The following is a 19806-nucleotide window of genomic DNA, read 5'->3' on the forward strand; positions in this document are numbered from 1 at the left end:
GCCGGGTCCTCGACGGGTTCGACGGGTCGCGGCACCAGTGTGCTTCCCGCCGTGGAATCGGCGTCGACTGCGCCGATTCGGCTCGCACTCACCAGATCGGCTCGCTCGGCTGCCTGTGCCGCGTTCCGGCTGGTGTCACCGACCTCGCGCATGAGCCGCGCATCGTCCTCGGCGGCCAGTTTCGCCCGAAGGACCCGCGGTCCTATCCGCTCACGAATCAAATCCGTAATAGCGCTGCTGATCTGCACTCTGGTCTCGCTCGGTACACACCGCGGAGCCGAATTCGGCGCCGGATCGCGTCAACGCCCGACAGAGCGACGCTCTTCCTCCCCGCTGGCCGTGGGGTGACGAGGCAACGATTCTCGTCGCTGCACAGGTTACCGCATCCGAGGTGAGCGTTCGGAATGATGCTCTGGACGGTGGTCGTGCCCGGTGGAGGCGGAGACTCGTTCCGGCACGGCGGTCAGGACGGGAGGCTGTCGGCCCGCGGCGCCCGGCCGACATCGTCGATGGCGGTCATGGTGGTGGCCCATTCCGCGAGCAGTCGCAGTCGTTCGTCGCTGGGTGTGCCGGGTTCGGCGGTGTAGGCGAACAGGGTCAGGCCCGGATCGGCGGGCAGTTCCAGGGCCTCGTAGGTGAGTTCGAGCTCACCGACGATGCGGTGGTGCAACCGCTTGCGGCCGGTGCGGTGGAAGCGGACGTTGTGCGCGGCCCACCGGGTGCGGAATTCCTCACTGCGCGTGGCCAATTCGCCGATCAGATCCATCAGGGCGCGATTGTGCGGGCTGCGACCGGCATAGCTGCGCAGCACCGCGACGATATCGGCCGCGACGTCCTCCCACTCGGGGTAGTACGCCCGCGCGGCCGGATCGAGGAAGACGAAGCGCGCGGTATTGGCCGGCCGGATCGGGCTGGCCAGAATGTCCGAATACAGGGCCCGGCCCCTCTCGTTGGCGGCGACGAAATCCATCCGCTCGTTGCGGATCCATGCCGGGGCGCCGACGGCGTCCAGGAACCGTTGCAGGCTGGGCCGGATCTGGGTGGCCGCGGTGCGCCGGCGCGGCACCGGTCTGCTGTTGGCCGCGCGGGCGAGATCGAACAAATGTGCGTACTCGGCCTCGTCGAGCTGCAATGCCCCGGCGATCGCGGCCAGCACCTCGTCGGAGACGCCGCTGAGGTTGCCGCGTTCCAGCTTCACGTAGTAATCGATGCTGACTCCGGCCAGCAGTGCCACCTCCTCGCGGCGCAGCCCGGGGACCCGGCGATTGGTGCCGTGCCGGGGTAGATCGGCCTGCTCCGGGGTGATCCTCGCCCGGCGAGAACGGAGAAACTCCCGGACCTCCGAGCGGTTGTCCATGACTCCACGCTACGACCGATCCGCCCCTGCCGGGAGGGTCTGCCGGTACCCGGCAGCCCGCGGGCAACCGGCCGCCGTCAGTCCATGCCGCGGCGGCCGGGGGTCCAGAACGGCTTGGTACGGATCGCGCGCCGGGGCCAGTTGCGCTCGTGCACAAGGTGTTTGGAGATCAGCTGGATGGTGCGTGCCTCACCGGCCAGGTAGGCCGCGCCCGGCTCGTCCGGCAGGTCGAGTGCGCGCACGGCGGTGAGCAGGATCTCCGAGGAGGCGGCGGAGGCGGACCCGCGCAGCGGCTGGGCCAGGGTGGCGGCGCGGTGCAGAGGCAGTCGGTCGGCCTCGGTCGCGGTCTCGATCGCGCCGTGGACGGGCACGTGCGAGGGCACCGTGCGCAGCATCGGGCCGAAGGCGACCGCGGCGGTCTCCTCACCGGCGAACAGGTGGTAGGGCGCATCGTCGCGCAGGGTGAACGAACCCTCGGGGCCGCGGAAGCGCACCTCCTGGCCGACCCGTGCGGTACGGCCCCAGCGCGCGCCCGGACCGTCGCCGTGGTCCAGCACGCACAGGTGCAGCTCACCGGCATCCGGGTCGTGATGCCACACCGAATAGGTGCGCAGGTCACCCATCCGGGACAGCGCGCTGCCGCCCTCCCCGTCGCCGGTGGCGATCCGGACCTGCTGGCCGGGAATCCAGGTCAGTTCCCGCACCTGCGGCCCGCCCAGCCGGATGCGGGTGGTGCGGGCGGCGATCTGCTCGGTCTCCAGCACGTGCGCGGTGTGGAGGAACCGGTCGAGTAGCCGGTCACCGAGGGTGCGCGACCGTCGTCCGGAGGACGGCTGCTCGGGGGCTTCGGGGGTTTGCGCGGGATTACCGGGATGCGCCATGGGAATACCTTCGCTCGGGGTGATCATTCGCCGCGCCGGCCGCGTTGCCGGCGGTGATGCTGATGGTGTTGGTGATGCAGTCGTTTGACGTCGGCCTTCACCTGCTGGAGTTCGCGGGTCGCCGCGGCGAGCACATCGCGGACCTGATCGACGACCGCGGGGTCGCCGTGGGCGTGCACGATGGTCGAGACGGCCGTCTTGAACAGCCGCAACGCGGGCCCGATGATCTCGGCGGCGTCCGGATCCCGGAACATGCCCCATTCGCCACGCTCGGTGGCGCGGGCCCAGATCCGGTCGATGTCCTCGCCGTGCTCGCCGACCTCGGCCAGCCCGGTCGGGGTGGGGTGGAAAACCTTTCGCCCACTGTCGATCTCGAGCCGGACCAGACCCTCGTCCTCGAGCTGTTGCAGGGTCGGGTAGACCGCCCCCGCACTCGGCCGGTAGGCCCCGCCGCAGCGCTGCTCCAGCCTGGACATCAGCTCGTAGCCGTGCCCCGGCGCCTCGGCGACCAGCGCCAGTAGCGCCAGCCGTAGTTCGCCGGGGCCGAAGAATCGACCGGCCCCCGGGCCGATGCCACCGAGATCGGCGGGACGTCGCGGACTCACTGTCCCAAGTTATATCTTAAGATATAGCGGAAGCAAGAGGTTCCCGGATCGGCCACCGGCGCCGCAGGGTGGCTTCGTGCTGTCGGTGACACCTCGAATGATCCGTCCGGGATTCGGTGTCCGCACCTGCCAGGCGCGGATCCTCCCGCCGCATGATTCCTCGATCGGCGGGTGCTCGCACCGAATGTGTTGCCCGGCAAGGCTATCGGGGCAGAGCCGAGTTCCGGTGGCCGGTGGCCGCGGCGACCGGGCCGACCCAGGTCGTCAATGCTGTTTCCGGGGTGTCCGCGGGATCGTCGGTGGCCCAGGCGACATGGCCGTCGGGCCGGACGAGTACGGCGGCCGGAGTGGTGATCTCACCGAGGCCCGGCACCGTCCAGTGGGTGGCGTCGCACCGGGCGTCGACCTGGTCCACCCGGTCCTGCCATCCGGTGATCGGCACCCGAGTCCCGTTGAGCGACAGCAGTATCGGGTGTCCGGAGCGCAGCAGCGGGTGTATCCGAGTGGGGGCGCCGGAGACGGTGAGGTCGGCATCCGGGACGCGATGGCCGGACAGCGGATGGTCGTCGCCGGTGTCGTAGCGGATGTCCAGCCCGGAGAGCATGTGGCCCAGTCGATTCCGTACCTCGCCGAGGTCGAGCAGCCCGGCCAGGGTGTCGCGCAGCGCCTCGGCGTGCGGGCCCGGCCGCAGCAGCGCGGTCTGGGCGCGGGTGTTGTGCAGGACGCGGGCGGCCACCGGGCGGCGCTCGCGATCGTAGGTGTCCAGCAGTGATCCGACGCCGTCGCGCAGCACGGCCGCGAGTTTCCAGCCGAGATTGGCGGCGTCCTGTACGCCGGTGTTCAACCCCTGTCCGCCCGCCGGATAGTGGGTGTGGGCGGCGTCGCCGGCCAGCAGCACCCGGCCGGCGCGGTAGCGGTCGGCGAGCCGGGCCGCATCGCCGAACTGCGAAACCCAGCGCGGGCTGTGCATTCCGTAGTCGGTGCCCGCGACTTCGCGGAAGTCGGCGCGGAACCGCTCGAAATCGGGTGGGTCGGCCGGGTCGATCACGCGATCGTGGCGCTGCACCATCAACCGGAACCAGCCGGGCTGCAACGGAATCACCGAGAAGTCGCCGGGGCCGCGCCGCCGCGTCAGCACCCATTCGGCGGGCGGGTCGGTGAGTTCGGCGTCGCAGATCATGCCGGCCATGGTGGCGTCGGTGCCCGAGAAGCCGATTCCGGCCAGCTTCCGCACGGTACTGTGGCCGCCGTCGCAGCCGACCAGGTAACGGGCCCGGATCGACTCGCCGCCGTCGATGCGGACCTCGACACCGTCGGCGTCCTGCTCGAATCCGGTGATCGCCGCCGACCAGCGCACCGGCGCGCCCGATTCGGCGGCGTACGTGTCCAGCTGGTTTTCCAGCACGGTCTGGGTGAGGGCCAGCCCGTACGGGTAGCGGGTGGCGAGGCCACCGACATCCATGCGCAGTCCCGCGAAATGACCGGCGCCCTCGAAGATCCGGCCGTGCGGCAGCAGACGATCCAGGATGCCGCGCTGATCGAAGATCTCCATCGTCCGCGCGCCGATCCCGCCCGCGCGCGACTGCCCGGCCCGCTGCGGCAGCGCGTCGAGCAACACCACGCCGATCCCGGCCGTCCGCAGTTCACAGCCCAGCGTCAACCCGGTCGGCCCGGCCCCCGCGATCACCACATCGGTCGTTTCCATGCACGCCTCCGTCTCACCGTTGTGAACATTGTTCACCACGCGAGAGGTTAGGCCGGTGGGCTCGACCCGTCAATCGAGCCCGCCCCGGCGGGCCGAAAGCCGCGAGCGGCATCGGCGGCTGTCGTGCCCCGATCGGCCCGGCCTTGCCGCTCGGTGCCACCGCACCGGCGGCGCGCCGAATTATATTGTGCTGGTGCATGTTCGACGCATCGTGTGGATTGTTCGCCGGGAGGGCCGGTCAGTCGCCCAGGGCCCGGATCAGGTCGATGCCCCGGCCGAGGTTGTCCAGGCGGGCCGCGAGTGTCGCACCGGCGGGGTAGAGGCGGACGGTGTCGACGCCGGTGGAGCGCCAGGTGCGCAGCCGGTCGCGGACCATCGCCTCGGTGCCGATCAGGGTGGTGGCCAGGACCATGTCGTCGGTGATCAACTCGGTCGCGCCGGACCGGTCGCCGGACTGCCAGCGTTCGCGGACCGCGGCCGCGACCCCGGCCCAGCCCTGGCGGCTGTAGGCGGCGTTGTAGAAATTGGTGGCGCCGGAGCCCATACCGCCGAGGGAGAAGGCCAGTTCCTTCTTGCGGCCGCGCACGACCTCGGCGAGCCGGTCCTCGGGCACGATGTCGATCTCCGCGCCCTGGCAGATGTCGAGGTCGGCGCGGTCGCGGCCGGCGCGGGCCAGTCCGGTGTCGAGATGGTCGAAATAGGCCGCCGCACCCTCCGGGACGAAACTGGTGCCCAGCCAGCCGTCCGCGATCTCGCCGGTGAGTTCCAGCATGCGCGGCGACAGGGTGGCGAGGTAGATCGGCACCGCGACCGGGTCCAGGCTCAGCCGCATCGGACGGCCCTCGCCGCCGGGCAGCGGGATGGTGAAATGCTTTCCGCTGTAGGCGATCTTCTCACCGGTGGCGGCCGCGCGGACGATCTCGACGGTCTCCCGCATCCGGGTCAGCGGGCGCGCGAACGGGATGCCGTGCAGGCCCTCCATCACCTGCGGCCCGGAGGCGCCGAGGCCGAGCAGGAAACGACCGCCGGACAACCGCGACAGGGTCATCGCGGTCTGGGCGATGGTCACAGGGGAGCGGGTGCCGAGCTGGATCACCCCGGAGCCCAGCAGGATTCGTTCGGTGCGGGCGGCCAGCCAGCCGAGCGGGGAGGGCGCGTCGGCGCCCCACGCCTCGGCCACCCAGCAGATGTCCAGGCTCAATTTCTCGGCCTCGAGCACGAATTCGGCGGTTTCGCGCCAGTCGCCGGACGCCTCGACCGTCGTCGCCGTCCGCATCACGATCCCTGCTCCAGCAGCCGCTTGATCCCGGCGAGGTTCGACTCGATGCCGCGCTCGAATTCGCGCAGCCGGACGAACACGATCTTCTCCTCCTTCTCGGGCATGGCGTCGATGGCGAAGCTCAGGCCCGATCGTGCCGGGCCCATCTGCATCCACTGTTCCAGCACGGTGCCGGTGCCCTCGGGCCGCAGCGTGAATCGCCACACGCTGGAGGGATGTTCGGGATCGCCGACGGCCCAGGCGAAACATTGCGGCGCCCGGTAGTCGACGATGGTGCTGGTCGTCTCCCAGCTGCCGAGCGCCTCGTGCGCGCTGCGCCCGACGAACCGGCCGCCCACCCGCGGGGCCTCGGCCCCGTCGAGCCACCGCACCTCCTGGAGTTCGGCGCTGAGGGTGGGCATGAGCCCGATATCGCTCACCCGCTCCCACACCCGCTCCGGCGGCGCCTCGATATAGGTCTCCGCCGCCACGGTCGGGGTGTCGGCATACCGTGCCCCGGTCCATTCCATGGCGCACTCCTTTCACCAGCTTCGTCGACAGTTCCCCCTCAGGTTAGCTCTACCTGCTGAGTCCAAAGAATAGACTCGTACAATTGCGTCATGAAACGCACGTCTTTCGGGAACTGGCCCTGCTCGGTGGCCCGGGCGCTGGACCTGGTCGGCGACACCTGGACACCGCTGGTGCTGCGGGAGGCGTTCTACGGCATCCGCCGCTTCGACGACTTCCAGCAGGAACTGGGCATCGCCCGCACCACCCTGGCCGACCGGCTGGCGCGGCTCGTCGACGCCGGTCTGCTGGAGAAACACGTCTACGACACGGCCCCGATCCGGCACGAATACCTGCTCACCGAGCCCGGCCGGGACTTCTACGGGGTGCTGCTGGCCCTCACCGCCTGGGGCGACCGCTGGTTGTCCGGGGAGGCCGGTCCGCCGGTCGCCACCCGCCACGACACCTGCGGCCACGACACCGGCGCCGAGGTGGTCTGCTCCCACTGCGGGCAAGCCCTGACCTGGGCCGAGGTCACCCCCCGCCCCGGCCCCGGCTACCCGCCGAAACTGTTGAGCCGCCCCGACATTCGCCGCCGCTTCCACCTCGACCCGGAACCGGTCGCGGGCGCGCACTGAGTGACCGGTGCCCCGGCCGGTGACGGTCGGCTGCCGGTCGACCGTGCCGAGGGCGGCCGTCGGTTCGCGGTCGGCGCGGACAGCCGCCGATCAGCTGTCGGCGGGGGTGACCAGGGCGATGGCGGCGGCGACGGCTACGTCGGTGATGGTGGTGATGTCGTCGCCGGATTCGACGGTGGAGGCGATGAGTTCGCGGAAGCCGCCGTAGAGCACGGTGGCCAGTTGCCGGGTCGGGGGCGCGATGCCGGCGGACTCGAATCCGACTGTGCCGGTGAGGCTCCGGATGAGACCGATGAACGCTTCGGCGGTGTCGCGATGCAGTTGCCGGGCGGCGTCACCGAGGGCGGGGGTGTCGCGGATCCAGGACAGGGTCACCGAGGGGTCCTGGCGGGACGACTCGATCCAGGCCTCGACCGCCTGCCGCACCTGAGTACGCCACGGGGCCGACGGGTCCGGTGCGGCCGCGATGGCCTGGATGGTCTCGCGGTTGCGTTCGGACAGCAGTGCGACGAAACAGTCCTGCTTACTGCTGAAGTGCTCGTAGAAGGTGCGCCGCGAGGTGCGCGCGCCGCGGACCACGTCGGCCACCGTGGTGTCCCGGTAGCCGCGCTCGCGGACGGTGTCGGCCATCGCGTCCAGCAGACGGCGCCGGAATCCGGACTCGGTGTCCGGCGCCGGTGGGTCCGGTGCGGCGCGGGTGTCGGGTTCGGCGGGGCTCACGGTCGTCAGCGTAGTGGCCGGTGCCCGGACCGGCGCATCGTGCCCGCGAACGTCGAGCATGGTTCAGGATGCGGGGACGGTCGCCGAACCGAAGCGCAGGGCGCCGTCGTCGATGCGTCCGTGCCGCAGTGTGACCCACGTCCTGGGCACAGTTCATGCCCAGCCGCCACGAACCCGCCTTCGGGAAGCGGTCGACGGCCCGCAGCACGTATCCGGCCTGGAAATCCAGCAGCGGGGTCGGCGCGACCGCCGGATCCGGTTGCGGCACAGCGTAGTCCCGGCCGTGATCGGCCAGGTGCCGCAGCAGGCGGCAGACGAACTCAGCGACCAGGTCGGCCTTCAGCGACCAGCCGCCGCCGCACCTCCGGATGCCGCCGCAGCCGCTCCACCGTCCAGGCCAGGGTGGTGGCGGTGGTCTCGTGCCCCGCGGTGAGCAGCGTGAGCAGTTCGTCGGCGAGGTGGCCGCGGCTCATCGCGGTCCCGTCGTCGTACCGGGCCTGCGACAACATCGCCAGCACGTCGTCCCGCTCGCCGAGGCGCGGGTCCGCGGCCGCGCACTCGATCAGCCGGCCAGCAACACCTGCGCTCCCTGCGCGACCCTGGGCGACGTGGGCCCGCCCGGCAGCTCCCCGACCCCGTTCATCCGTACCTCCGATACGTGGTACTTCTATGTACCGCCCAACGGTTCGCGTAGGTACCAACCGTGGTGGGACCGAAATGGTGCCGACGTTCCGGAACCATTCTCTGCGCGGCCGGCCACCCGGCGGACGGATCGAATACTTTGCTCGCGAGAACCGCTGCCGGGTGCTATCTGCCACGTGCGTGCCGTACGCCCGGGTAATGAGTGGGCCCAGTCGTGGCGACCAAATCCGGAACCGTTCCCGCGGCGGTGTGCCGCATCGCCGATTTCCGGCGGAAGCCGGGTGAACGGCCCGGTCGACGCGCTGCTGTGTGCCTCGGATTGCAATTGCACCGAAACGGGGCGGCGCCTGTCCGGTCACTCCGATCGGAATTGTTCCGCGGATATCCCGTGCGGGGTTTCGATCACTCCGGACCGGGTTCTCCGACCAGCCGGTGCGTATGTGAATGGCGCGAGTGAGCCGGGGTTTGGCACGGGCCGATATGCTGCGCTAATGTATTTACCTGTCTGGGTCATACGTACCGAAGGGGTAGTACATGGCGAAAAAGATTGTTGTCGAGTTGCTCGATGATTTCGACGGTGAGTCGCAGGCCGCGGAAACAGTGGTGTTCGGAATCGACAGCGTGACCTACGAGATCGACCTCAGTATGACCAATGCCGAGCGGCTGCGCGGTCTGTTCGAGCAGTGGGCGCCGCACGCGCGCAAGCTGGGGCGGGCGCCGAAGAGCAAGGATGTGCCGCAGCCGGCGGGCCGCCGGGCGGATACGGCGGCGATCCGGGAGTGGGCCCGGAAGAACGGGCACCCGATTCCGTCGCGGGGCCGGCTGCACAGCGACATCATCCGGGCCTACCAGACGGCCAACGCCTGATCCGGCCGGTAGCCGGTGCAATGCGGTGTGAGCGACGAATGGGCAAGCGCCACACGGTATTTGCACAACGCAGCTGTTGAGCCTGCTCTCGTGGCGGGCGCAACAGCGCTACCGGGGGCGGACCCGCGCGGCGGGCTGCCCGATCAGTCGTGCCCGGCCCACACCTCCAGCGGAATCGCCCCGGTCGCACGGCCATCGGGGCCGAGCAGCCGGCCCGCATGTTCGACCACGCGCAACGTCACCGAGCGATCGACCACCCGGGCGGCGGCGCGTCGAGACATCTCCTGCTCGAATTCCAGGACGTCCCCGGCATTGCGCAGCCGGGCCGTCACGGCCGGATTCTGCGGCCCGGTCACCGCCGGCACCCTGCGGCATTCGGATAATTCGGCGATCGCCCGGCCGACGGTGTCCATGTCCAGCGGCGGCACATCCAGCCAGAACGTGGCGGCGATCTCGTTCCCGGAGACGCTGCGGGCCGGATCCAGCCGGACCGCCATGGCGCCGCTGCCGAGCGGCCGGTCCAGGCGGCGGCGCACGGTGTTCACGCTGACCCCGAGATCCTGTGCCGGCTCGGTCGCCGACCGCCGTCCGTCGGTGCTGAGATTCACCACCAGCCGCTGATCCCACTCGGTCGATTCCGGCGCCGGCTCACCCGCGGTGGTCCGGCTCAGCGCGGCCGGCCGCCGCTGCTGTTCACGGCCGGGATCGGCGATGCCGAGTCCCGCTCCGCCATGATCGAAAAGACTGACGCGGCCCGGGTCCGGGTGCTGTGGCCGCCGATGGCTACCGCGCGGCAAACAATGGTACCAACAGGTTTCGTCGGCGTATCGCAGCCGTGCCCGGTGCTACTTCCAGGTTAAGTTATGGGATCCCAAAACCCCTTCGGTTGACAGCGGATCCGGGCGAACCCAGGCTGTCTACGGGATCCCATATTCGAGGATTTCCGGGGTATCGCGGAAGGCGTCACGATGAGCAGAGCGGTCCGTCACCGAGCTCCGAAGGTAAGCGACAACAAGGAAATCCGATGATCGGCAAAGTGAATCCGCACATCTTCGATCGGCCCGTCTCCCGTCGGGGTCTGCTGGTTCGTGGGGCACAGGGCCTTTCGGCCATCGCCGTGGCGGGCGGCGTGGGCAGCGCCCTCGCGGCCTGCTCGTCGTCGAGCAGTTCGGGTACGACAGCGGGCGGCCTGACCAAGGCCGCCGTCCAGTTCTGCTACCTCCAGAACGTGCAGTTCGCGGGCAGCTACTTCGCGACGACGAAGGGCTACTACAAGGCGGCCGGCCTCGAGGTCACGCTGCTGCCCGGCGGCCCGAGCCTGGCTCCCGAGCCGATCGTGCTGTCCGGCAAGGCCAATGTGGCCATCGGTCACACCGCCGAGGTCGTCTCGGCGATCAACAACGGGGCCAAGCTGACGATCATCGGCGCCTGCTTCCAGAAGAACCCGACCTGCATCCTGTCGCTGGCCGGGAATCCCATCACCAAGCCGACCGACATGTACGGCAAGAAGATCGGCGTCAGCGACACCAACGCACCGATCTGGAAGTCCTTCGTCAAGGCCAACAGCCTGGACGAATCCAAGATCACCGTGGTCACCGTCGGCTTCGACGTCACCTCCGTGGCCACCAAGGAGATCGACGGGATCGTGGCGTTCGCCGCGAACGAGCCCACCATCTTGAAACTGAAGGGGCTCGATCCGGTCACCATGCTGCTCGGCGATTTCAACTATCCGCTGCTCGAGGACCTCTACATGGCCAAGAGCGCCGATCTCGAGGATCCCGCGAAGATGAAGACGCTGGTCGGCCTCATGAAAGCCGAGTCGCTGGGCTGGGCCGACGTGGTCGCCGATCCCGACGCCGCGGCCACCCTGACGGTCGACACCTTCGGCAAGACGCTGGGACTCGATCCGGCCCAGCAGAAACTCGACGCCGGCATCCAGAACACCTTCGTCGCCGACGCCGACACCAAGGCCCACGGCCTGTTCTGGATGACCGACGAGAAGATCGCCGGGACGATCAAATCGCTCGCGCTCGGCGGCGTGACGGCGACCCCGGCCATGTTCAGCACCAAGGTCCTCGAGCAGGTCTATCAGGGCAGGAACGTGCCCGCGTGAGCACCGATCGGTCGACGGTCGCCGCGCCCGCGCGCGGCGGCCTGATGCTCGAGAACGTGTCCAAGACCTACGGCCACGGGAGCAAGGCGCTGCTCGCGCTGCAACCGACCTCGCTGCGCATGCCCGTGGGGAGCTTCACCGCGCTGCTGGGCCCCTCGGGCTGCGGCAAGTCGACCCTGCTCCGCCTGCTCGGCGACCTCGAAATCCCCAGCGCCGGAACCATCCAGGTCAACGGTGTCAGCCCGGCACAATTGCGGCGCGAGCACAAAACCGGTGTGGCCTTTCAGGATTCGGCGTTGCTGCCGTGGCGCAGCGTGGAACGCAACATCGGGCTGCCGCTGGAACTCGCCGGGCGCGGACACGACGGCGAGTCGATCCAGGACCTGATCGAGCTGGTCGGGCTCGGCGGTTTCGAGAAGGCCAAGCCGAGCCAGCTCTCCGGCGGTATGCGGCAACGGGTCGCGATCGCGCGCGCACTGGTGCTCAAACCGCACCTGCTGTTGCTGGACGAGCCCTTCGGCGCACTCGACGAGATGATGCGCCAGCGGCTCAACATCGAATTGCAGCGGATCTGGATGCAGCGCGCCACCACCACACTGCTGGTCACCCATTCGATCCAGGAGGCCGCGTTCCTCGCCGACACGGTCGTGGTGATGAGTCCGCGACCGGGCCGCATCCTCGAGGAGATACCGATCCCGTTCGAACGTCCGCGCACCACGGAACTGTTGTCCTCCAGCGACTTCCACGCGATCTGCGATCGCCTCGCCCGGGTGCTGTTCGGTGGCGGCGCCGAGATGGATACGAGCGCCGCATGACCACCGTGGAGCGTTCGTTGCCGGTCGCGAGCGCGCGACCGAATCTGCTGCGGGAGATGAGCCATCGCGGCCGCAGACTGATCGGCCACGTGGCGGTCGTGGTCGCCGTCCTGCTGGCGTGGCAGTTGCTCGCCGTCACCGTGTTCGCGGGCCGGTTCGTGGTCCCGTCGCCGACCTCGGTGTGGTCGACGATCGTCGCGGACGGCTTCTACGTCCACGACGCGGCCTCGACACTGGCGATCTCGTGGAAGGGCTGGCTGCTCGGGAACGGGATCGCCCTGATCCTCGCCGCCGTCTGCCTGCTGCTGCCGGTCGCGGAATCGGGCCTGATGGCGCTGGGCGTCGCGACCTACTGCGTACCGACCATCGCGGTCGGGCCGCTGCTGGTCGTGCTGTACGACGTGGCCGGGGCGAAGATGGTCATGTCGGCGCTGTCGGTCTTCTTCGTCACCCTGACCGCGGCGGTGTCCGGACTGCGCGCGGCCTCACCCACCACCTTGCAGGTGGTCACCGCGTTCGGCGGCGGCCGCTGGGCCCAGTTGGTCAAGGTCCGGCTGCGGGCGGGTATCCCGCTGCTGGCCGGCGGTCTGAGCGTGTCCGCGCCCGCGGCGATCCTGGGCACCATGATCGGCGACTACCTGGGCGGGCAGGACGGCCTGGGCGTGATCATGCTCCAGGCGCAGCAGCAACTGGCCGTCGAACGGACCTGGGGTATCGCGGTCGTGAGCGCCGCGATCTGCGGCGCGGCCTTCGCCGTCACCGCTCTGCTGGCCCGGCTCGCCGGTGCCGATGTCGAAGCCCCGCTGGATTCCGGTCTGACCACCTCCCGGCGCCACCGCGGCCGATCGGTGACGGCCGGGCTCGCCGCCGCGAAACTCGTCGCCGCGGTGGCGGCCTGCCTGGTGGTCTGGCAACTGCTGGTCGCCACCAGCGGACTCGACAGCTACTTCGTCAAGACACCCGGCGACACCTGGCACTACCTGTTCAGCGCTCCCGGTTCGAGCGCGCACCGCGGCCTGCTGCTGGGCCACCTCGGTCAGACCCTGGCCGACGCCGGGCTGGGCTGGGCGGCCGGCACCGTCCTGGCTGTCGTGGCGGCGATCGCCATCGTGCTGATCCCGCCCGCCGAGGCGGCCGTGATGCCGTTCGTGGTGGTGCTGCGCTCGGTCCCCCTGATCGCGATGTGCCCGCTGCTCGGGCTGGTGTTCGGCCGCGGCGTCCTGGGTGTCACCGTCATCGCGGGCATCGTCACCTTCGTGCCCTCCCTGGTCACCATCGTCGGCGGGCTGCGCGCGGCGCCGTCGGCGGCGATGGACATCGTGCACTGTAGCGGCGGGCAGCGGTGGTCGATCCTGGCCAAGGTCCGCGTCCCCTTCGCGACAGCGGCCCTGTTCGCCGCCGCCAAGATCTCGATGCCGGGCGCGATCCTGGGTGCGGTACTGGCCGAATGGCTCATCACCGCACGGGGGCTCGGCAAGGCCATGTCCTACGACATCATCTCCAGCGATTTCAACGACCTGTTCGCGTCGATCGCGGCGCTGCTGGCGGTCTCGCTGGGTCTGTACGCACTGGTCGCCGCACTGGAAACCGTGGTCCGCAACAGCGGCCGCGGAATCTGACACCGACATTTCGCGGGAGGAGGGAGCCGATATGCCGGGCCCGATACTGGACAATGTGACAGGCCGACCACTCGAGGTGCCCACGGGCCGCCCGCTGCGGGAATTCATCCACGACCGCATCCGTGACCGGATCTGCGACGGCACCTATCCGCCGGGCACCCGCCTGGTGGAACGGGACCTGGCCGCGGACTTCGAGGTCTCCCGGCTGCCGGTACGCGAAGCGCTGCGCATGCTCGACACCGAGGGTTTCGTGGAGATGCTGGCCACCCGCGGCGTGATCGTGCGGCGGCTGTCGCGCACCGACGTCGAGGAACTGTTCGACGTGCGAGAAGCCCTGGAGACCATGGCCTTCCGCCGCGCCGCCGAACGGGCCACCAAGGGCGACATCCGCAAACTCGAGGCCCTGGTCCGGAAAGCGGAGCGCGCGTTGCGATCCGGCGACCGCGACACCCTCTATGCCAGCAACATCGAATTCCACGATCTGGTCCCGCAGATGGCCCGCAACAAGGTGCTCGTCGGCATGCTGGAACCGATCGAGGGCCGACTGCACTGGATCAACCTGCAGAACGACGAACCCGAGACCCTGTGGGCCGAACACCGGATCATGGTGGACGCCTTGATCAGTGGCTCGGTCGAACTGTCCCAGCAGCTGTCCCACGAACACATCGCCGTGAACCGCGCGCGAGTGCTGAACCATCTGTTCGGCACCACCCGCACCCGTCCGGACCCCGAACCCAGGACCTCACGATGACGACGACCGTGATCCGCGGCGGCACCGTCGTGACCCCCACCCAGCGTTTCGCCGCGGACCTCTACCTCCGCGACGGGACGATCGTCGCGGTGGGCGGCGACATCGACATCCCCGCCGACACCGTGATCGACGCCACCGGCTGCCTGTTGCTGCCCGGCGGCGTGGATCCCCATGTCCACCTGGACTTCCCGTCGCTGTCGACCACCACCGCCGACGACTCCCATTCGGGTACCGCAGCGGCCGCGCTCGGCGGCACGACGACCATCGTCAACTTCGCCCTCCAGCGCCCCGCCGAGCCCCTGCCCGCGGCCTTGGAACGATCGCTGGCCCAGGCCGAGGGCCGGGCGGTCGTCGACTACGGATTCCACGTCGTGGTCCGCGATCTCGGCGGCGACCGGGTCCGCGACATCGACGAGATCGTGGCCGCCGGCGCCAGCAGCATCAAACTGTTCATGGCCTACCCCGGCGAACTGATGGTCGACGACGCCACCCTGCTGCGTGCCATGGAACGCATGTCCGCGGCCGGCGGCCTCACCATGGTGCACGCCGAAAACGGTTCCGCCATCGACGTTCTCACCCAGCGAGCACTGCGGGCCGGCCACACCTCCCCGCAATGGCACGGCAAGACCCGCCCCACCATCCTGGAGGCCGAAGCCGTGCATCGCGCCACGGTCCTGGCCGAACTGGTCGAAGCCCCCACCTATTTCGTGCACATCAGCTGCGAGGAGGCCCTCGCCGAGGTGGCGGCGGCGAAGGCCGAAGGCTTGCAGATCCACGCCGAAACCTGCCCCCACTACCTCACTCTCGACAGCTCCGTCTACGACGGCGACTCCTTCGAGATCGCCAGATACGTCATGACACCCCCACTGCGCGACCCGCACCACCAGGACCGCCTGTGGCACGGCATCCGCCGCGGCGACGTGGACGTCGTCTCCACCGACCACTGCCCGTTCTGCATGGTCGGTCAGAAGGACGCCGGCGCCGACAACTTCCTGAAGATCCCCAACGGCGTCGGCGGCGTCGAATACCGCCTCCTGCTCCTGTTCGACCGTGGCGTGCGACAAGGCCGCATCACCGTGGAACAACTGGTCGCCATCACCGCCGCGAACCCCGCGAAACTCTTCGGCCTGTTCCCCCGCAAAGGCAGCCTGATGGTGGGATCCGACGCCGACATCGTGATTCTGGACCCGGACGGCGAAACCCACCTATCGATCGACACGTCGCCGTCCAAGGTCGACTACAGCCTCTACGAAGGCTGGACGGTCGCCGGCGCGATCGAATACGTCCTCAGCCGCGGCACCCCGGTCGTCACGAAGGGAGTGGTCGGAGACCACCGCGGCCACGGCCGCTACATCCCCCGCGGCCCCACCGCACCCACCCCGTGACGTGTCGGCGCAGGTGGGCCGTTCGTGCCGGCGGCTCTGTGGTGCCTAGAACGCGGAGCCCGAGGGGGGTCGTCCGGTGCGCAGTTGCAGGGCCGGTGGCACCTGCGGGGGTTGGGGTGAGTACTGGAATCCCGGTGTGTCCAGGCCCTGGCCGCAGAAGTGGTCGACGGCTGTCGCGATGAAGTCCTCGGCCTGGGTGGGGGAGGCGCCGTCGTACAGGTGCAAGATGGTGGTTTCGATCTGGCGGCGGGACTGTGTCGCCGAGGCGCCGCTCAGGTAGTCGTGCAGGGCCCATTGGCAGACATCCTGGCCCGCCTGATCCAGGTGTGAGTCCGGAACCTGGTTCCAGATCGGGTCGTGCCGACGCATCTGATCAGCGAATTCGCTGGAGGCGACGGCGTAGGCGGCCACTGTCAGCGGTGCCATCGCGAGCGCGCCGCACACCATCGAACGCTTCAAGATCGAATTCATTCCCATAGCGGGAACGGACGTTAGCACATCCGGCACCTGCCTCCGGCGTGTCGCCGATACCGAAACATATTGTGGCGCTGGTCATCCGTGCTGCATCGTCGGGTTGTGTGGGCGACGGTTGCGGCCGTTCGAGGTGAACCCGGTGGCCGGGCGCAAGTATCACCGGGTGAACAGCTGTTCGTGTCGGTCGCTCGTCCCGTGTGCAATTTCCCCCATAGAAGGTAATGCTAACCTAAAACGCAGGAGTTAGGTTAGCGTTACCTCGGAGGTGGCTATGGCAGTGCTGGGTGAGCCGGTGCGGATTCTCGATGCGCCGGCGGCGGTTTCGGCGCTGGCCGCTGCCGGGGCGTTCGGCGACTATGTCGTCTACGAGCGGCCGGGGGAGTGGGTGTTCGCGGCCGATCCGATCGGCGGTATCGAGCTCACCGGCGACGAATTGCGGGTGCGCTGGGGTGGGCGGCACACGGCCGGTGGATGGGCGGGCAGTCCGGCGCGGGTGCTCGATCGCGCTCTCGCGGAGCTTCCGTCGGGTGGGCGGAACATCTACGGGTGGCTGGCATTCGAGTTCTGCGCGTGGTCGTTCGAGGCGGTCGCGCATGTGCCGCCGGGTGCGGTGCTGGCGCAGTTGATGGTGCCGCGGCTCGAGGTGTGGCTCGGTGCGGCGGGGGTCGAGGTGTCCGGGGCCACACCGGAGGAGGCGGACCTGATCCACGATCTGATCGAGCGGGCGCAGCGGGCCGAACTGCCGCGATCGCGTGCGGTCGATGTCAGCGTGGACCCGACCGGGTATCGGGACCGGGTGGCGACGGCGATCGGCGAGATCCGTGACGGCCGCTATCAGAAGGTGATCCTGTCGCGAAAGGTGGAGCTGCCCTTCGGGATCGACATTCCGGCCAGCTATCGGCTGGGTCGCGCGCACAACACCCCCGCGCGCTCGTTCCTGCTGCGGCTGGGCGGGCTGGAAGCCGCCGGGTTCAGTCCCGAGCTGGTGGCGTCGGTGGATGCCGAGGCCATGGTGACCGCACTGCCGCTGGCCGGTACCCGGGCATTCGGGCGCGGCGAGGCGGCCGATCGGGCCGCGCGCGCCGATCTGCTCACCGACCAGAAAGAGGTCGCGGAGCATGCCATTTCGGTCCAGGCGGCCTTCGCGGAGGTGGCGGCGGTGGCCGAGCCGGGCAGCACCGCCGTCTCGGATTTCATGGCCGTGCGCGAACGGGGCAGCGTGCAACACCTGGCCTCCACGGTGCGCGGCCGGCTCGCCGCGGGCCGCGGCCCGTGGGATGCACTGGCGTCGTTGTTCCCGTCGGTCACCGCGTCCGGAATCCCCAAACGCGGCGGCGTGGACGCGGTGTTCCGGCTCGACCACGACACGCGCGGCCTGTATTCCGGTGCGGTGGTGACGGTTTCACCGGCCGGGCAGCTCGAGGCCGCGCTGGTGCTGCGCGCGGTGTACCAGACCGCCGAGGGCGCCTGGCTGCGCGCCGGCGCGGGTATCGTCGCCGCCTCCACCCCGGACCGCGAGTTCGAGGAAACCTGCGAAAAGCTCGGCAGCATCGCGCCCTATCTGGTGGCGAGCGAGCCGGCCGCGCCGGAGTCGTTGTGAAGCAAGCACATTCGTCGATCGTGAGGTAGCTCGTGACATCCGTTTCCCCCGCCCCCGGCACCCATCGCGACGGCTTCGTACCGATCCCCGCCGCATTCGCCGCCGCCTATCGCGCCGCCGGATACTGGACCGGCGACACCCTCGGCGACCTGCTCCGGGACGCCGCGCGGCAGTGGCCGGACCGGCCCGCCCTGCACACTGCCGACGGCGTCCGCGACTACGCCCGGCTCGACACCGAGGCCGACGCCCGGGCGCACGGCTTCCGCGCACACGGCATCACCCCCGGCGATCGTGTCCTGGTGCAGTTGCCGAACACCCCCGAATTCGTCCTCGTGTTGTTCGGCCTGCTGCGCGCCGGCGCCGTCCCGGTGCTGGCCCTGCCCGCGCACCGCCGCGCCGAGATCGAGCATCTGGCCCGCCTTTCCGGCGCGGTCGCCTACGTGATCGCCGATCGCACCACGGATTTCGACTACCGCGAACTCGCGGCGACGCTCCAGCGACAACTCCCCGCCCTGCGCCGGGTCTTCGTCCAGGGTGACCCCGGCCCGTTCGTGAACCTGAACACGGTGACCGGGCACGGCGATTCGCTGCCCACCCCCGAATCCGGCGACATCGCACTGATGCTGGTCTCCGGCGGCACCACCGGCCTGCCGAAACTGATCGCGCGCACCCACGACGACTACGTCTACAACGCCCGCCACAGCGCGGCCGTCTGCGCACTCGATTCCGGCGACGTCTATCTCGTGACCCTGCCCGCCGCGCACAACTTCCCCCTGGCCTGCCCCGGCATCCTGGGCGCGATCGCGGTGGGCGCGTCCGTCGCCTTCACCGCCGACCCCAGCCCCGAAGCCGCTTTCGCCGCGATCGCCCGGCACCGGGCGACGGTCACCGCCGTCGTCCCGCCGCTGGCCCAATTGTGGTGCGCCGCGGTGGATTGGGAGGAGGCCGACCTGTCGTCCCTGCGGCTGCTCCAGGTCGGCGGCGCCAGGCTGCCCGATGTCAACGCCCGCGCGGTACACCCCGCGCTCGGCGCACGCCTGCAACAGGTCTTCGGCATGGCCGAAGGCCTGCTGAACTACACCCGCCTGGACGACTCCGACGAGCTGATCTGCACCACCCAGGGCCGCCCACTGTCACCGGCGGACGAACTGCGCGTCGTCGACCCCGAAGGCCGTGACGTCCCCCCCGGCGAGGAAGGCGAACTCCTCGTCCGCGGCCCTTACACCATCCGCGGCTATTACCGTGCCCCGGAACACAATGCGCGCGCCTTCACCCCCGACGGCTACTACCGCAGCGGCGATCTCGTCCGCCGCCCGCCCACCGGTCACCTGATCGTGTCCGGCCGCCTCAAGGACGTCATCAACCGCGGCGGCGAGAACATCTCCTGCGACGAACTGGAAGAACACCTGCTCGCCCACCCCGCAGTGCGCCACGCCGCCGCGATCGGCCTGCCCGACCCCGCTCTCGGCGAAAAGGTCTGTGCCGTACTGGTGGTGGCCGGCCCCGCCCCCGCCCTCACCGACCTCAAACGCTTCCTCACCGCCCGCGGCCTGGCCCCCTACAAATTCCCCGACCTGCTCCGGACCACCGCGACCCTGCCCGTCACCGCGGTCGGCAAAATCGACAAGAAGGCACTGCGCGCCACCTTCACCGACGCCGAGTAGCACGGTCTTCGGGGTCGTTCGGGCTGTGCCGCGCCGGTCCGGCCCGCTGGATTTGCCTTTGGTGCACACCGGATTCGGTGATGCGGGCCGTGTCGCCGAGGTACGGGGGTTCGAGTGGCGCTGGAGCCGGGGACTGTCCTCGCCGGGTACACGATTCGCCGTGTGCTCGGTGCCGAGCGGTATGGGGGCGGTCTATCTGGCCGCC

The 19806-nt window shown here is 69.7% G+C and carries 18 protein-coding genes and 1 pseudogene; 9 read left to right on the forward strand and 10 right to left on the reverse strand.

Going from position 1 to position 19806, the window contains the following annotated elements; genetic code table 11:
• Positions 1–463 precede the first annotated feature (463 nt).
• The 6 genes from LBW94_RS37110 to LBW94_RS37135 form a co-directional block, all read right to left on the reverse strand.
• Entirely contained in the window at positions 464–1357 is an 894-nt protein-coding gene (locus LBW94_RS37110; protein WP_225060420.1) for a helix-turn-helix domain-containing protein, read from the reverse strand.
• A gap of 77 nt (positions 1358–1434) precedes the next feature.
• A complete protein-coding gene (locus LBW94_RS37115; protein ID WP_225060419.1) occupies positions 1435–2238 on the reverse strand; it encodes a siderophore-interacting protein in 804 nt (267 codons plus the stop codon).
• A 23-nt stretch (positions 2239–2261) separates the two neighbouring features.
• A complete protein-coding gene (locus tag LBW94_RS37120) occupies positions 2262–2843 on the reverse strand; it encodes a PadR family transcriptional regulator (protein WP_225060418.1) in 582 nt (193 codons plus the stop codon).
• Positions 2844–3045: 202 nt separating this feature from the next.
• Complete coding sequence (locus LBW94_RS37125; RefSeq protein WP_225060417.1) at positions 3046–4548, reverse strand: FAD-dependent monooxygenase; 1503 nt, start codon at positions 4546–4548, stop codon at positions 3046–3048.
• A gap of 238 nt (positions 4549–4786) precedes the next feature.
• The gene (locus tag LBW94_RS37130) at positions 4787–5824 is read right to left on the reverse strand and encodes an LLM class flavin-dependent oxidoreductase (RefSeq protein ID WP_225060416.1); all 1038 of its coding nucleotides are present in this window, start codon (positions 5822–5824) and stop codon (positions 4787–4789) included.
• A complete protein-coding gene (locus tag LBW94_RS37135) occupies positions 5824–6336 on the reverse strand; it encodes an SRPBCC family protein (protein WP_225060415.1) in 513 nt (170 codons plus the stop codon). The genes LBW94_RS37130 and LBW94_RS37135 overlap by 1 nt, the downstream gene beginning before the upstream one ends.
• Positions 6337–6426: 90 nt before the next feature.
• On the opposite strand from LBW94_RS37135, the gene LBW94_RS37140 reads away from it, so the two are divergent.
• Positions 6427–6951 carry a winged helix-turn-helix transcriptional regulator gene (locus LBW94_RS37140; protein WP_225060414.1) on the forward strand — a complete coding sequence of 175 codons (525 nt, stop codon included), beginning with the start codon at positions 6427–6429 and terminating at the stop codon, positions 6949–6951.
• A gap of 90 nt (positions 6952–7041) precedes the next feature.
• Here LBW94_RS37140 and LBW94_RS37145 read toward each other — a convergent pair whose 3' ends face one another.
• Both LBW94_RS37145 and LBW94_RS37150 read right to left on the reverse strand, forming a co-directional pair.
• The gene (locus LBW94_RS37145; protein ID WP_225060413.1) at positions 7042–7671 is read right to left on the reverse strand and encodes a TetR/AcrR family transcriptional regulator; all 630 of its coding nucleotides are present in this window, start codon (positions 7669–7671) and stop codon (positions 7042–7044) included.
• A gap of 338 nt (positions 7672–8009) precedes the next feature.
• Positions 8010–8249, reverse strand: a pseudogene (locus tag LBW94_RS37150) (cytochrome P450); the annotation flags it as partial.
• 598 nt (positions 8250–8847) lie between these two features.
• Between LBW94_RS37150 and LBW94_RS37155 the strand changes: the two are divergent.
• Positions 8848–9180, forward strand: coding sequence for a histone-like nucleoid-structuring protein Lsr2 (locus LBW94_RS37155; protein ID WP_225060412.1), 333 nt, complete (start codon positions 8848–8850; stop codon positions 9178–9180).
• Between the two features lie 143 nt (positions 9181–9323).
• Here LBW94_RS37155 and LBW94_RS37160 read toward each other — a convergent pair whose 3' ends face one another.
• Positions 9324–9977: an Lrp/AsnC family transcriptional regulator gene (locus LBW94_RS37160; RefSeq protein WP_225060411.1), complete on the reverse strand. Its 654-nt coding sequence runs from the start codon at positions 9975–9977 to the stop codon at positions 9324–9326.
• 227 nt (positions 9978–10204) lie between these two features.
• On the opposite strand from LBW94_RS37160, the gene LBW94_RS37165 reads away from it, so the two are divergent.
• The 5 genes from LBW94_RS37165 to hydA are packed head-to-tail and all read left to right on the forward strand — an operon-like array spanning position 10205 to position 15863.
• Complete coding sequence (locus LBW94_RS37165; RefSeq protein ID WP_225060410.1) at positions 10205–11293, forward strand: ABC transporter substrate-binding protein; 1089 nt, start codon at positions 10205–10207, stop codon at positions 11291–11293.
• Positions 11290–12108, forward strand: coding sequence for an ABC transporter ATP-binding protein (locus LBW94_RS37170; protein WP_225060409.1), 819 nt, complete (start codon positions 11290–11292; stop codon positions 12106–12108). Before LBW94_RS37165 ends, LBW94_RS37170 begins: the two co-directional genes overlap by 4 nt.
• Entirely contained in the window at positions 12105–13727 is a 1623-nt protein-coding gene (locus LBW94_RS37175) for an ABC transporter permease (protein ID WP_225060408.1), read from the forward strand. The genes LBW94_RS37170 and LBW94_RS37175 overlap by 4 nt, the downstream gene beginning before the upstream one ends.
• Positions 13728–13782: 55 nt before the next feature.
• Positions 13783–14478: a GntR family transcriptional regulator gene (locus LBW94_RS37180; RefSeq protein WP_225060407.1), complete on the forward strand. Its 696-nt coding sequence runs from the start codon at positions 13783–13785 to the stop codon at positions 14476–14478.
• Positions 14475–15863, forward strand: coding sequence for a dihydropyrimidinase (gene hydA, locus LBW94_RS37185; protein WP_225060406.1), 1389 nt, complete (start codon positions 14475–14477; stop codon positions 15861–15863). Before LBW94_RS37180 ends, hydA begins: the two co-directional genes overlap by 4 nt.
• Positions 15864–15908: 45 nt before the next feature.
• Here the strand turns inward: hydA and LBW94_RS37190 are convergent, their stop codons facing one another.
• Complete coding sequence (locus LBW94_RS37190) at positions 15909–16334, reverse strand: DUF732 domain-containing protein (RefSeq protein ID WP_225060405.1); 426 nt, start codon at positions 16332–16334, stop codon at positions 15909–15911.
• Positions 16335–16608: 274 nt separating this feature from the next.
• On the opposite strand from LBW94_RS37190, the gene LBW94_RS37195 reads away from it, so the two are divergent.
• On the forward strand, positions 16609–17937 hold the full coding sequence (locus LBW94_RS37195; protein ID WP_225060404.1) for a salicylate synthase: 1329 nt from the start codon (positions 16609–16611) through the stop codon (positions 17935–17937).
• A 32-nt stretch (positions 17938–17969) separates the two neighbouring features.
• Positions 17970–19601 carry a (2,3-dihydroxybenzoyl)adenylate synthase gene (locus tag LBW94_RS37200; RefSeq protein WP_225060403.1) on the forward strand — a complete coding sequence of 544 codons (1632 nt, stop codon included), beginning with the start codon at positions 17970–17972 and terminating at the stop codon, positions 19599–19601.
• Positions 19602–19806: the final 205 nt, after the last annotated feature.

The organism is Nocardia sp. alder85J (assembly GCF_020176955.2).
GTDB lineage: Bacteria > Actinomycetota > Actinomycetes > Mycobacteriales > Mycobacteriaceae > Nocardia.

Bases quoted from the DNA above. Each gene is read 5' to 3' on its own strand.
- LBW94_RS37110 (WP_225060420.1), bottom strand. From the start codon at position 1,357: ATGGACAACCGCTCGGAGGTCCGGGAGTTTCTCCGTTCTCGCCGGGCG.
- LBW94_RS37115 (WP_225060419.1), bottom strand. From the start codon at position 2,238: ATGGCGCATCCCGGTAATCCCGCGCAAACCCCCGAAGCCCCCGAGCAG.
- LBW94_RS37125 (WP_225060417.1), bottom strand. From the start codon at position 4,548: ATGGAAACGACCGATGTGGTGATCGCGGGGGCCGGGCCGACCGGGTTG.
- LBW94_RS37130 (WP_225060416.1), bottom strand. From the start codon at position 5,824: ATGCGGACGGCGACGACGGTCGAGGCGTCCGGCGACTGGCGCGAAACC.
- LBW94_RS37135 (WP_225060415.1), bottom strand. From the start codon at position 6,336: ATGGAATGGACCGGGGCACGGTATGCCGACACCCCGACCGTGGCGGCG.
- LBW94_RS37140 (WP_225060414.1), top strand. From the start codon at position 6,427: ATGAAACGCACGTCTTTCGGGAACTGGCCCTGCTCGGTGGCCCGGGCG.
- LBW94_RS37155 (WP_225060412.1), top strand. From the start codon at position 8,848: ATGGCGAAAAAGATTGTTGTCGAGTTGCTCGATGATTTCGACGGTGAG.
- LBW94_RS37165 (WP_225060410.1), top strand. From the start codon at position 10,205: ATGATCGGCAAAGTGAATCCGCACATCTTCGATCGGCCCGTCTCCCGT.
- LBW94_RS37175 (WP_225060408.1), top strand. From the start codon at position 12,105: ATGACCACCGTGGAGCGTTCGTTGCCGGTCGCGAGCGCGCGACCGAAT.
- hydA (WP_225060406.1), top strand. From the start codon at position 14,475: ATGACGACGACCGTGATCCGCGGCGGCACCGTCGTGACCCCCACCCAG.
- LBW94_RS37190 (WP_225060405.1), bottom strand. From the start codon at position 16,334: ATGAATTCGATCTTGAAGCGTTCGATGGTGTGCGGCGCGCTCGCGATG.
- LBW94_RS37195 (WP_225060404.1), top strand. From the start codon at position 16,609: ATGGCAGTGCTGGGTGAGCCGGTGCGGATTCTCGATGCGCCGGCGGCG.